The organism is Streptomyces sp. NPDC051109 (genome assembly GCF_044455885.1).
Classification (GTDB): domain Bacteria; phylum Actinomycetota; class Actinomycetes; order Streptomycetales; family Streptomycetaceae; genus Streptomyces.
In genome coordinates, this window is record NZ_JBITFF010000004.1 from 453725 (window position 1) to 466500 (window position 12776).

Genomic DNA, 12776 nt, shown 5'->3' on the forward strand with positions numbered 1-12776 from the left:
GCCCCCCGGGCCCCGCCAGGGCCCGGGGGGCTTTCGCATGCGCTCCCCGGCCCGTACGCGGCCGTCCACCGGCCCGCACGAGCCCCCGGCCGCCCCGCACGAGCCCCCGCCGGCCGCATGAGCCCCCGGCCGCCCCGCACGAGCGCCCGCCGCCCCGCACGAGCCGCCGCCGGCCGCATGAGCCGCCCGGACGGCCGGACGGGCCCTCGTCGGCCCGCACAGGGCCCTCGTCGGCCCGTACGGCGCCGCGGGCCCGGGAGCCCGGCGGGACCCCCCGGCGGAGCCGGCAGGGCCGCGGACAGGCCGAAGGGCGGCCTCCCCGCCCGGGGGTGGCCGCCCTTCGCCAGTACTGCGTACTGCTCTGCCGCTCCGAAGGCCCGCACGGGCCCCGGTACGGGCAGGACTTACTTGCCCTTGGCGGCTTCCTTGAGCTTGGAGCCCGCGGAGACCTTCACGCTGAAGCCGGCCGGGATCTGGATGGGGTCGCCGGTCTGCGGGTTGCGCGCGGTGCGAGCGGCACGGTGGGTGCGCTCGAAGGTCAGGAAGCCGGGGATGGTGACCTTCTCGTCGCCCTTGGCGACAATCTCGCCGACGGTCTCGGCGAGCGCGGCCAGAACGGCGTCGGCGTCCTTGCGGGTCACCTCGGCGCGCTCGGACAGAGCGGCCACCAGCTCACTGCGGTTCATGTTGTACTCCCGTGTTCAACTTGCCTTAGAGGCGTGAGATCGAAGCCGATGCTGCCAGGGCCCTCGGACAGTCCCCGGACCCGGGTCTGAACGTCAGACCCTCTCGCCCGGTTACGCATCCTGCCCCCACCAGCGGCGGGAAAGCCAATCCGGCACCCGCCAGGGTCACACGAAAAGCGCCACAGTCACGCCGCGGTGACGCTCCGTCCGCACTTGGTGGATGCGGACCGCGGACCTCGCGGGCATCCCCGCAACCCTAGAGGCGGCCCGCCGGGCCCGCATCTCGCGACGCGCCGGGATCGGCAAGCCGTGAGGGCCGTCACAACGGCGGCCGGACCCGGCGCGGCTCCGCCCGACTCCGCGTCAGTTCGCCGTGGCGGCCTTGCGGACGGCGCCGGCGACCGCGCCGGCCACCTTGTCGTTGAACACCGACGGGATGATGTAGTTGGCGTTGAGCTCGTCCTCGCCGACGACGTCCGCGAGCGCGGTCGCGGCGGCCAGCATCATGTCCGTGTTCACCGTGCGGGACTGGGCGTCCAACAGGCCGCGGAAGACGCCCGGGAAGACCAGCACGTTGTTGATCTGGTTGGGGAAGTCGGAGCGCCCGGTGGCCACTACGGCGGCGGTCTGGCGGGCGACGGCCGGGTCCACCTCGGGGTCCGGGTTCGCGAGCGCGAACACGATCGCACCCTCGGCCATGGCGGCGACGTCCTCGCCGGACAGCACGTTGGGGGCGGAGACGCCGATGAACACGTCGGCGCCGACCACGGCCTCCTTCAGAGTGCCCGTGTAGCCCTCGGGGTTGGTGTTGTCGGCGATCCAGCGCAGCGGGGAGTCGGCGGCGGCGTCGACCAGGTCGGTGCGGCCCGCGTGCACGACACCGTGGATGTCGGCGCTGACGACGTTCTTCACGCCGGCCGCGAGGAGCAGCTTGAGGATGGCCGTTCCGGCCGCGCCGGCGCCGGACATGACGACCTTGACGTCGCCAACTGCCTTGCCCACCACGCGAAGTGCGTTGGTGAGGGCGGCGAGGACGACGATGGCGGTGCCGTGCTGGTCGTCGTGGAAGACGGGGATGTCGAGGGCCTCGCGCAGGCGGGCCTCGATCTCGAAGCAGCGCGGCGCGGAGATGTCCTCCAGGTTGATGCCGGCGAAGCCCGGGGCGATGGCCTTGACGATCTCGACGATCGCGTCGGAGTCCTGGGTGTCGAGGCAGATCGGCCAGGCGTCGATGCCGGCGAAACGCTTGAAGAGGGCCGCCTTGCCCTCCATGACGGGCAGCGCGGCCATCGGGCCGATGTTGCCGAGGCCCAGTACGGCGGAGCCGTCCGTCACGACTGCGACGGAGTTGCGCTTGATGGTGAGGCGGCGTGCGTCCTCGGGGTTCTCCGCGATGGCCATGCACACGCGGGCGACGCCCGGGGTGTAGATCATCGAGAGGTCGTCTCGGTTGCGGATGGGGTGCTTGGACGCCATCTCGATCTTGCCGCCGAGGTGCATCAGGAAGGTTCGGTCGGAGACCTTGCCGAGGCTGACGCCCTCGATGCCGCGCAGCTTGCCGACGATCTCGTCGGCGTGCGCGGTGGAGGTCGCGGCGATGGTGACGTCGATGCGGAGCTTCTCGTGACCGGAGGCGGTCACGTCGAGGCCGGTGACCGACCCTCCGGAAGACTCCACGGCGGTGGTCAGCTGGGAGACCGCGGTTCCGCTCGCGGGCACTTCCAGGCGGACCGTCATCGAGTACGAGACGCTGGGCGCCGTTGCCATGGCCGTGTTCCTCTTCTGTCCCTGGTTTTTTGTACACACACGGGCCCCGCTGCACCGCAGGTGCGGCAGGACCTGTTGTCCGATCGTCCCACCTACCAGCCAGTACAAGGTAACCAGCTACAAATTTCGGAAAGACACTTCCACCATACGAGATAGATCGGGCGTGTGGAAGCGTGGACGGGTACGGAAAAAGGTCCGCGCCCCTCGGGTATCCGAGGGGCGCGGACCTGTATGAACGTCTATGACACCGACCCGCCATGCTCGCCTCGCGGCAAGTGGTCGCTCTAAGCGACGAAGGTTGGGCCCGGGGGCTTGGATCGAGTCGGTGCCGTACCCAGGCTAACAAAGGATCGCCGGAAGCGATCCCCCTCAGGGGAGTTGACCTCGTCTCACCACGCATGTGGCCGCAGGCCATCCGGGTCGGACCGGCACAGCGCCATCCCGGTCGGACCGGCACAGCGCCGCGGGCCGTCCGCGCTTACGGCTTCAGCAGCGCCGGGACCCCGTCCTCGCCGGGCTCGTCGCGGCCCGCGGAGACCACCGTCAGCTGCTGCGTCGCGCGGGTCAGGGCCACGTACAGCACCCGCAGGCCCGCCGGGGACTCTTCCGCGATCTCCGCCGGTGAGACGACCACCGTGGCGTCGTACTCCAGGCCCTTGGCCTCCAGGCTGCCGAGCGCGACCGCCCGCTCCCCGAGGTCCGCCAGCCAGCCCGCGGCCTCCGCGCGCCGGTCCATGGCCACGACTACGCCGACCGTGCCGTCCACCTGCTCCAGAAGCCTGCGCGTCTCCTCGCGGACCGCCGCGCCGAGATCGGCGCCGGCGGCCGTGAAGCGGGGCTCCAGACCCGTGGAGCGGACCGCCGTCGGCGGCTCCATGCCCGGCATCGCCAGCCGCAGCACCCGGGCCGCGACCTCCGCGACCTCCGCCGGGTTGCGGTAGTTCACCGTCAGGGTGAAGCGGCGGCGCGGCCGCGAGCCCAGGGCCTCGTCACGCGCGGCGGCCGCCTCCTCCGGGTCCGTCCACGAGGACTGCGCCGGGTCGCCGACCACCGTCCAGGTGCCCATCCGGCCCCGGCGGCCGACCATCCGCCACTGCATCGGCGTCAGGTCCTGCGCCTCGTCGACGATCACGTGCGCGTACTCGGTGCGCTCCGCCGCGATCCGCTCCGCCCGCTCCCACTGGGTCTCCTCGCGGGTGGGCATCAGCTCCTCCAGCCCGCTGAGCTGGTCGAGCGGGTCGAGCTGCCGCTTGCGCTTGGGCCGGGCCGGGGCGCCGAGCAGCAGTTGGAGCTCGTCCAGCAGTGCCACGTCGTGGACCGACAGCGGCCCCTTGCCGTCCGGGCCCACCCGGCGCAGCGAGCGCGCCAGCTGGCGGGTCTCGCGCGGGTTGAGGACCCGGCGCGACCAGCGGCCGAGCCGGCGCTCGTCGGCCATCGCGGCGAGCACCCCGCGCGGGGTCAGCTCGGGCCACCAGGCGTTCAGGAAGTCGATGAACGCGTCCTCGGTGGAGATGTCCTCGTCGAACGCGGAGCGCAGCTCGGCCGCGAGCTCCGGGTCGCTGTGCCGGCCGGCCCCGCCGGATCTCGCGTACAGGGCGTCGAGGAGCAGCTTGCGGGCGCGCGGGCGCAGCAGGTTCACGGGCGCGGTGCCGCTGAGCACGTTCTGCCGGATCCGGTTCAGCTCGTCGGCCTCCAGCTCCTGGCGCCGCCCGAAGGCCACGACGCGCAGCCGCTCGGGCGCGTCACCGAGTTCCAGTGCGCCCCGTACGGCCTTGTGGAGCACCTTGCGCATGCGCGAGGAGCCCTTGACGCGGGCCACGGCCGGTTCGTCGTACGTGGTCGCCTCGGCGCCGTCGACCAGCGAGCCGAGTGCCCGGATGGCGACCTGGCCCTCCTCGCCGAGGGAGGGCAGCACGCCCTCGGTGTACGCGACGAGCAACGGGGTCGGAGAGACGATCAGGATGCCGCCGGAGTAGCGGCGCCGGTCCTGGTAGAGCAGGTAGGCGGCGCGGTGCAGGGCGACGGCGGTCTTGCCGGTGCCGGGCCCGCCCGCGACCTCGGCGACCGAGGCGGCGGGGGCCCGGATCACCATGTCCTGCTCGGCCTGGATGGAGGAGACGATGTCCCGCATCGAGTGCGTGCGGGCCCGCCCGAGCGCGGCCATCAGGGCGCCGTCGCCGATGGCGGGCAGCTCCCGGCCGTCGAGGAAGGCGGTGATCTCGGGGCGCATCAGGTCGTCCTCGACGCCGAGCACCTTGCGGCCCTTGGAGCGGATGACGCGGCGCCGTACGACGCGGCCCGGATCCTTGGGCGTGGAGCGGTAGAACGGCGCGGCGGCCGGTGCGCGCCAGTCGATGACCAGCGGTGCGTAGTCGGCGTCGAGCACGCCGATGCGCCCGATGTGGAGCGTCTCGGCGATGTCGGCGGTGTGGTCCGCGCGGATCGCGTCGTCGGCGGGTTCGACGGAGGTGTAGGCGCCGTCGGGCCCGCGTTCCCCGTCCTTGCCGAGGACCAGGTCGATCCGGCCGAAGAGGAAGTCCTCGAACTCGTTGTTCAGCCGGTTCAGGTGGATTCCCGCCCGGAAGACCTGCGCGTCGCGCTCGGCGAGCGCGCCGGGCGTGCCGACCTGACCGCGCTTGGCCGCGTCGTTCATCAGGAACTCGGCCTCGTCGATCTTCTCTTCGAGGCGGCGGTACACCTGGTCCAGATGCGTCTGCTCGACCGCGATCTCCCGATCGCGGACGGAATCCGCCGTGCTGTCGACAGCGGCATTCTGCGCGGCCACCAAGGCCCCCTTCTGACGTGCATGGGCGACCGTCAACCGTACGCGAAGCGGAGCCCTGTCCGCACGCCCGTTCCGGTGACCGGGCGAAGATCACTGCTCGGCCGCCGCCCGGTCGCACCGCGACCGCTACCCGGGGCGGGCCGCGAGGACCCTGCGGCGGTGCCGGGCGACCCGCTCGCGGTTGCCGCACAGCTCACTGGAGCACCAGCGCCGCCGGTGCCCGCGCGAAGTGTCCAGGTAGACCCGGGTGCAGCCGTCTCCCTCGCAGGAGCGCAGCAGGTCCCGTTCGCCGGGATCGGTGAGCAGTTCGACGGCGTCCCGGGCCACGGCGGCGAGCAGCGCACCGCATTCCACGCCGCCGCACAACTCCCGCACGAGGTTCCCCTCTTGGTCCTGTACGGCACACAGTCCCGGGGGTGGACCGGCGGCCAGCGCGTTGACCCGGGCCAGGGCGCCCCCGTCGGGACCGGCCCCGGCGAGCTCCGCCCGTACGAGGCTCCCCACGTCGCGGCGCAGCGCCCGGAAGGCCTCCACCCAGTCGGGGCCCACCCGGGCGATCGGCGTCCGGTCGGGCACGAGCCCAGCTCCGGCGAGCCACAGCCGCAGCTCGTCGCCGTCTCGGATCTGCTCCGCGCCCGCGGGGGCGGCGAAGGTGGCCACCAGGTCCAGGCACACCCGCCCGGATTCGAACCACATGCCCGTCACCGCCTCTTGCCTAGGGGGTGCGTGGCTCTCAGAGTGCCGCGCGCCGCTGCGATGCGGAACCCCCCGTACGGGGGCCGGGCGGCCGGGGATCCGCTCAGAGGGGCGGGTCGTCGTGGAGGAGGCGCTGGAAGAGGCAGTGGTCGCGCCAGGCGCCGTTGATGTGCAGGTAGCGGGGCGCGAGCCCGTACTGCTCGAACCCGGCCTTCGCCAGCACCCGCTGCGAGGCCGTGTTGTCGACCAGGGTCCCGGCCTCGACGCGGTGCAGCCCGATCTCGTCGCGGGCGATCCGGCAGACCTCCTCGACGGCGGCGGTGGCCAGTCCCCTGCCGTGCCAGGCCCGGTCGACCCAGTAGCCGATGCCGCCGCTGCGGAAGGGCCCGAGGGCGACGCTGCCGAGGTTGATCATCCCGACGGGCGCGCCGGAGCCGGTCTCGACGAGCACGTAGGACGCGGCGCGCCCGCCGTCGCGCTCGGCGAGCAGCGCCCGGATCCGGGCCGCCTGCCCCGCCTCAGTGAAGAACACCTCGGACCGCCACGGCTCGAAGGGCGCCATGTACGCCCGGTTCCGCGCCAGCGCGTCGGCCAGCCCGGCGGCGTCCCCGATCTCGACGCCCCGCATCTCCACCCCGTCAATGATCACCAGGGCACGCTAGCCAACCCCGGCCGCCGCATCCAGCCGGTCAGCCCTCCGGCGCGCATTCCCCCGCGTCCAGCGCCAGCCGGTACCCGCGCTTCACCACCGTCTGGATCAGGTTCGGCACCCCCAGCGCCCCCCGCAGCCGTGCCATGGCCGTCTCCACGGCGTGCTCGTCCCGCCCCGCCCCCGGCAGCGTCCGCAGCAGCTCCGGCCGCCCCACGACCCACCCCGGCCGGCGTGCCAGCGCCCGCAGCAGCGCCATCCCCGCCGGCGGCACCGGGCGCAGCTCCGCGTCCACCAGCACCGCGTGCCCCCGGATCTCCACCCGGTGCCCCGCCACCGGCAGCACCCGGGCCCGCCCCGGCAGCTCCTGGCACAGCAGCTGCACCAGCGGCCCCAGCCGGAACCGCTCCGGCTGCACGGTGTCCACCCCGCGCGCCTGTAGCGGCAGCGCCGTCACCGGCCCCACGCACGCCGACAGCACGTCCCCCCGCAGCCCCGCGAGCACCGCCTCCGTCATCCCCCGCTGCTCCGCCCGCGACAGCAGCGAAGCCGCCGCCGGAGCCGAGGTGAAGCTCACCGCGTCGATCCCGCCGCCGGCCACCGCGTCCAGCAGCCGGTCCATCGGCGCGAGGTCCTCCGGGGCCATCCACCGGTACACCGGGACCACGACCACGTCCGCCCCGCCGGCCCGCAGCGCCTCGACGAAACCGGGCAGCGGCTCCCCGTGCAGCTGCAGGGCGATGCGCCGCCCGGCGACCCCGCCGGCCAGCATCCGGTCGAGCACCTCGGCGAGGGACTCCGACTGCGGGGACCACGTCTCCACGAGCCCGGCGGCCCGGACCGCCCCCTTCACCTTCGGCCCGCGCGCCAGCAGTTCGGTGGCCCGCAGCCGTGCCAGCAGCTCCTCGCCGATGCCCCACCCGTCGGCGGCCTCGATCCACCCGCGGAATCCGATCGCGGTGGTGGCGACCACGGTGTCGGGCGCGCAGTGGATCAATTCCTTCGTGGCGGCGAGCAGTTCGCCGTCGTCGGCCAGCGGCACGATCCGCAGGGCCGGGGCGTGCACGACGGTGGCGCCCCGCCGGCGCAGCAGGGCGATCAGATCGTCCGCCCGCCGGGCCGCGGTGACCCCCACGGTGAACCCCGCGAGCGGGCCCGCCGCGTCGGCGGCCGTCGGGGCGGCGGCTGTGCGGGTGTCGTCCATGGTGACCTGCCTTGCCCAGTGGGTCGTCGTCATTTCGCGCGATCACGTGTCGCGAGAACGGAACCGAGCCTGTCAAGTCGGCGTGTCAGGCTCGGTTCCGCCGTATTTCGTGTCCGTAAACCGCCGTTACACCGACGTGAGCTGCGGCTTCGCCTCGGCACCGGCCGCCGGGAGCACCGCGGGGGCCGGCCGGCGAAGGTATACCGCCCAGGTCACCGCGCAGCAGGCCGCGTAGAAGCCGAGGAAGGTCACGAAGGCGGCCGTCCCGGACCCGGAGGTCGAGAACGCCTCCCGGAAGGCCAGGTTGATGCCGAGTCCGCCGAGTGCGCCGACCGCGCCGATGAGCCCCATGGCGGCTCCGGACAGCCGGCGCCCGTACGCGGCCGCCGCCTCGCCGTCCATGCCCCGCGCCAGCGCCTTGGCCTGGAAGATGCCGGGGATCATCTTGTACGTGGAGCCGTTCCCGAGCCCGCTCAGCACGAACAGTGCGACGAATCCGACGAGGAAGACGGGCAGCGACTCCTCGCCCGAGGCGTATACGACGACCCCGGTCGCGGCCGCCATCGCCACGAACGTGGCGAGGGTGATCCGGGCGCCGCCGAACCGGTCCGCGAGGGCGCCGCCGACGGGCCGGATCAGCGAGCCGAGCAGCGGCCCGACGAAGGTGAGCGAGGCGGCCTGGAGCGGGGTGCGGCCGAACTGCGTCTGGAGGACGAGCCCGAAGGCGAAGCTGTAGCCGATGAAGGACCCGAAGGTGCCGATGTAGAGGAAGGCCATGATCCAGGTGTGGGCGTCCCGGACCGCCTCGCGGACGGCGCCGGTGTCGTTGCGTACGGGCGCCAGGTTGTCCATCCGCAGCAGGGCCAGCACGGCCGCGGCCACGATCAGGGGCAGGTAGACCGCGAGCAGCAGTCGCGGGTGCCCGGCCCCGGCGGTCCCGATGACCAGCAGGGCGACGAGCTGCACCACGGGCACCCCGATGTTGCCGCCGCCGGCGTTCAGGCCGAGCGCCCAGCCCTTCTTCCGCAGGGGGAAGAAGGCGTTGATGTTGGTCATGGAGGAGGCGAAGTTCCCGCCGCCCACGCCCGTCAGCGCGGCGACGGCCAGGAAGGTCCCGTACGAGGTCCCCGGCTCCATGACGACCAGCGCTGCCGCGGTGGGCGCGAGCAGCAGCAGGGCGCTGACGACGGTCCAGTTGCGGCCGCCGAAGCGGGCGACGGCGAACGTGTACGGCACCCGGGCGAACGCGCCCACGAACGTGGCCGTCGCGATGAGGAAGAACTTCCCGGCCGGGTCGATGCCGTAGGCCGGGCCCATGAACAGCACCATCACCGACCACAGGGACCACACGGAGAACCCGATGTGCTCGGAGAGCACGGAGTAGAGCAGGTTCCGGCGGGCGATGCGCTCGCCGGACTCCTTCCAGAAGCCCTCGTCCTCGGGTTCCCACTGCTCGATCCAGCGGCCCCCCTTGCGCGGTGCGGTCGTTCCGGTCATCACACGCCTCCACAGCTGTCGCGTCCGTGGTGACGACCGTAGGAACGGCGCGTTTCGGCCTCGGTCCCCGCCGGATGACCGGTGGGAAACCTTGCACTCACCCGGCGGCGGGGCCGCCTGTGAGCGCGGCGGGCCGCCAGCTCGCCGGGGGCACGTCGAGCCAGCCGTGTCCGGCGGCGAGGGTGGCCGCGGCCTGGTGCAGAGCGTCGAGGCCGGGGTGGCTGAAACCCTTGCGCCACACCATCGACAGCGGGGACAGCGGCACCGGGCCGGTCAGCGGCCGCTTCGCGCACCCGGGCAGGTCGAGGAAGTCCACGGTCACCAGGACCGGATTGCGGGTCTTGGCCATGACCCGGCGGAATTCGTCCTTCCCCACGGCCACGGGCGCGGGCGGCGCGAGGGCGATCCCGCGGCCCTCGAACAGCTCGCGGGCGAGCCCGGTCCACTCCAGGGTCCGGGGATTGCCGGCCCCGGCGTACACGGTCTCCCCGGCCAGCGCGTCCAGCGGCACGTCGGCCCGCGCGGCCAGCGGGTGCCCCTCGGGCAGCAGCACCGCGAGCGGCTCGTACCGTACGGGCCGGTGCGCGAGGCGGGCCCGCAGCGCCGGGTCCAGCCCGTGGGCGTAGCCGAAGGACACGTCGAGGCGGCCGGCGGCGACCTCCGCGGCGGCGTACGTCAGCCCGCTCTCGAAGCGGGCCATCAGCTCGCAGTCCGGGGCGAGTTCGCGGGCCCGCTCCAGGACGGTGCGGGCGGTGCTCGGCCCGTCGGTGTTGAGGTCGACGAGCAGGGCCCGGGGGGCCGCGGAGGCGAAGGCGGCGGCGAGCGCCTCGTGCGCGGCCAGCACCCGCCGGGCCAGGGGCAGCAGCCGCTCCCCGTCGGCGGTCAGCTCGACGGCGCGGGTCGTCCGTACGAACAGCACCGCGTCCAGGACGGTTTCGAGCCGCCGGACGTCGCGGCTCAGCGCCTGCTGGGCGAGGTACAGGCGGGCGGCGGCGCGGGTGAAGTGCAGCTCCTCGGCCACGGCGACGAACCCGCGCAGCAGCCGGGGTTCCACATCACGGGGTATCACCCGGGGAGACTAACAACGGAAGCGGGTGAATGGCTCCGGAACAGGTGTTGGACGACCGGGACCCCGCGCCGGAGCCTTGGATCATGCCGCACCTGATGACCGTGACGGGCTCCACGCTCGTGATAGCCCCCGCCCCGCACCACCGCCGACCCCGCGCGCAGGGCCCGTACGCCCGCCTCTTCTCGCACCCCGGGACCCGGGCCTTCACGGCCGGGAACCTGCTGGCGCGCCTGCCCATGGGCATGTTCGGCATCAGCGCGGTCATGATGATCGCCGGCCAGCGCGGCTCGTACGCCCTCGCCGGTGCGGTCACCGCCACCGGGCTGGCCGCCACCGCACTGGTCGCGCCGTGGACCGCCCGCCTCGTCGACCGGTACGGCCAGGCCCGGATCGCCGTCCCGGCGACGCTGATCGCGGTGCTCGGCTCGGTGGCGCTGGTCGCCTCCGTCCGTGCGCACGCCCCCGCCTGGACCCTGTTCGCCTCGTACGCCGCCACCGCGACCACCCCCAACATCGGCGGCATGTCCCGGGCCCGCTGGACCCACCTGCTGCGCGACTCCCCCGCCGCGCACCACACGGCGATGTCGTTCGAGCAGGCCGCCGACGAGCTGTGCTACATGCTCGGCCCGGTGGTGGCGGCGTTCCTCTGCTCGGCCGCCTTCCCGGAGGCGGGCACCCTCACGGCGGCCGCCCTGCTCCTGACGGGCATGCTCGTCTTCACGTCCCAGCGGGCCACGGAGCCCCCGGTGTCGGCGCCGCGGCACGGCGCCTCCCCGCTGCGTTCGGTCGCCCCGCTGCTGGTGCTCTTCCTCCCGCTGGGCCTGATGTTCGGCTCGATGGAGGTCACCTCGATCGCGCAGCTGGACTCCCGCGGCCTGGGTGCGGCCACCGGTGCGGTCCTGGCCCTCCAGGCGGCCGGCTCCTGTGTCGCCGGGCTCCTGTACGGGGGCCTGCGCCCCCGAAGCCTGCGGACCTGCCTGATCGGCCTGTCCGCCGCGATGGCCCTGCCCTGGGCAGCGGCGGCCACGGGCTCCCTGCCGCTGCTGGCCCTCGCCCTGCTCCTGGCGGGCATGGCCACGGCCCCGACGATGGTCACGGCGATGTCCCGGATCCACGCCGTCACCCCGCAGGGCCGCCTCAACGAGGGCATGACCCTGGCGGTCACCGCCATCTTCGCGGGCATCTCCCTGGGCTCGGCGACGGCTGGCTCCCTGGTCGACGCCCTGGGCCCGACGACCCCCTACGCCCTCCCGGCCGCAGCGGCCCTCCTGGCCCTCCTGATCCTCCTCACCTGCCAACCGGTACGACTTTCCGGTACGAGTCAAGTACCGTGAAGTGGTACCACTACCGGAGGAGCGGACCGTGTCCATCAGCGCCAGCGAAGCCAGGGCGACCCTGTTTCCGTTGATCGAACGGGTCAACACCGACCACGCCCCGGTGCGGATCACCTCGAAGAACGGTGACGCCGTTCTCATGTCCGCCGACGACTACGACTCATGGCAGGAGACCGTCTACCTCCTGCGGTCCCCGGCCAACGCCCAGCGGCTGATGGAGGCCGTCGCACGTGATCGCGAGGGCGCTTCGTCCGTCGCCAAGAGCATGGACGAGCTGAGGCAGTTGGCCGGAGGGGAGGAGTGAGGAGCGTTCACTTCGACCCGGCCGCGTGGGAGGACTTCCTGTTCTGGCTGTCCTCCGACCGGAAGATGGCCCGCCGCATCACCCGCCTGATCGGCGAGATCCAGCGCGACCCGTTCACCGGCATCGGCAAACCCGAGCCGCTCAAGGGCGAGCTGTCGGGCTACTGGTCCCGCCGGATCGACGACGAGCACCGGCTCGTCTACCGGGCGGACGACAAGGAAGTGAAGGTCCTCAAGGCCCGCTATCGCTACTGACGGCGGGGCCCGGGCATGACGAAGGCCCCGCAGCCTGACGGCTGCGGGGCCTTCGCCCACATGGGATGAGTGGAGATGGCGGGAATCGAACCCGCGTCCAACGGTGCAGAAGCAGGGCTTCTCCGAGCGCAGTCCGCTGCGCTTTTCTCGGCCCCGGAGATCACACGGACAAGTCTCCGACGGGCTCAGTCACTGTTTGGTTTCCCTCCAACCCCCGTGACCGGGGCTAGAGGTTTAGATCCCTAATTGACGCCAGGATCCGGACCGGGACCACTTCCGGGCTGACGCTCCTCACAGAGGCTTCAGCTCACTGTTATTAGGCAGCGAGGGTGAAGCGGGAGTTATCGCTCTTGGAGTTGGCGATTATTTTTTGCGACATGTGGTTAGCGAGATCATTGCCGCTTCCTCGGCTCGCTTCCCCTGCATCGACATCCGCTGTCGAAACCGATCATCCCCATGTTGTTTTTTCAAGCTGCGCCCACCGCGAGCGGCGGGTGCTGACGCCATGGTACGCGAAGTGGACCACGGGAT

Annotated in this window: 11 protein-coding genes and 1 other RNA gene; 3 read left to right on the plus strand and 9 right to left on the minus strand. The window is 72.8% G+C overall.

Annotation, left to right across the window (positions count from 1 at the left end):
- Positions 1-404: 404 nt before the first annotated feature.
- The 8 genes from ACIBAD_RS10885 to ACIBAD_RS10920 all read right to left on the minus strand — a co-directional run bounded on the left by ACIBAD_RS10885 (position 405) and on the right by ACIBAD_RS10920 (position 10353).
- Entirely contained in the window at positions 405-686 is a 282-nt protein-coding gene (locus ACIBAD_RS10885; protein ID WP_030161324.1) for an HU family DNA-binding protein, read from the minus strand.
- A gap of 363 nt (positions 687-1049) precedes the next feature.
- Positions 1050-2453, minus strand: a complete 1404-nt coding sequence (locus tag ACIBAD_RS10890) for an NAD-dependent malic enzyme (RefSeq protein ID WP_134075670.1) — start codon at positions 2451-2453, stop codon at positions 1050-1052.
- 478 nt (positions 2454-2931) lie between these two features.
- A complete protein-coding gene (locus ACIBAD_RS10895; protein ID WP_134075671.1) occupies positions 2932-5238 on the minus strand; it encodes a UvrD-helicase domain-containing protein in 2307 nt (768 codons plus the stop codon).
- A gap of 126 nt (positions 5239-5364) precedes the next feature.
- Complete coding sequence (locus ACIBAD_RS10900) at positions 5365-5934, minus strand: ABATE domain-containing protein (RefSeq protein ID WP_134075672.1); 570 nt, start codon at positions 5932-5934, stop codon at positions 5365-5367.
- A gap of 103 nt (positions 5935-6037) precedes the next feature.
- The gene (locus ACIBAD_RS10905) at positions 6038-6562 is read right to left on the minus strand and encodes a GNAT family N-acetyltransferase (protein ID WP_398905949.1); all 525 of its coding nucleotides are present in this window, start codon (positions 6560-6562) and stop codon (positions 6038-6040) included.
- A 61-nt stretch (positions 6563-6623) separates the two neighbouring features.
- Complete coding sequence (locus ACIBAD_RS10910) at positions 6624-7787, minus strand: uroporphyrinogen-III synthase (protein WP_134075673.1); 1164 nt, start codon at positions 7785-7787, stop codon at positions 6624-6626.
- Between the two features lie 126 nt (positions 7788-7913).
- Positions 7914-9284 (minus strand): nitrate/nitrite transporter, encoded by a 1371-nt coding sequence (locus ACIBAD_RS10915; protein WP_398905873.1) that lies wholly within the window; start codon positions 9282-9284, stop codon positions 7914-7916.
- Positions 9285-9381: 97 nt separating this feature from the next.
- Positions 9382-10353: a LysR family transcriptional regulator gene (locus ACIBAD_RS10920; RefSeq protein WP_398905875.1), complete on the minus strand. Its 972-nt coding sequence runs from the start codon at positions 10351-10353 to the stop codon at positions 9382-9384.
- An 83-nt stretch (positions 10354-10436) separates the two neighbouring features.
- On the opposite strand from ACIBAD_RS10920, the gene ACIBAD_RS10925 reads away from it, so the two are divergent.
- Genes ACIBAD_RS10925 through ACIBAD_RS10935 form a run of 3 tightly spaced genes read left to right on the plus strand, consistent with a single transcriptional unit; the run spans position 10437 to position 12245 of the window.
- On the plus strand, positions 10437-11687 hold the full coding sequence (locus tag ACIBAD_RS10925; protein ID WP_398905877.1) for an MFS transporter: 1251 nt from the start codon (positions 10437-10439) through the stop codon (positions 11685-11687).
- Positions 11688-11715: 28 nt separating this feature from the next.
- Positions 11716-11991 (plus strand): type II toxin-antitoxin system Phd/YefM family antitoxin, encoded by a 276-nt coding sequence (locus ACIBAD_RS10930; protein WP_134075676.1) that lies wholly within the window; start codon positions 11716-11718, stop codon positions 11989-11991.
- A complete protein-coding gene (locus ACIBAD_RS10935; RefSeq protein WP_398905880.1) occupies positions 11988-12245 on the plus strand; it encodes a Txe/YoeB family addiction module toxin in 258 nt (85 codons plus the stop codon). Before ACIBAD_RS10930 ends, ACIBAD_RS10935 begins: the two co-directional genes overlap by 4 nt.
- Positions 12246-12312: 67 nt before the next feature.
- Here ACIBAD_RS10935 and ssrA read toward each other — a convergent pair.
- Positions 12313-12701, minus strand: a transfer-messenger RNA (tmRNA) gene (ssrA, locus tag ACIBAD_RS10940).
- Positions 12702-12776 lie beyond the last annotated feature (75 nt).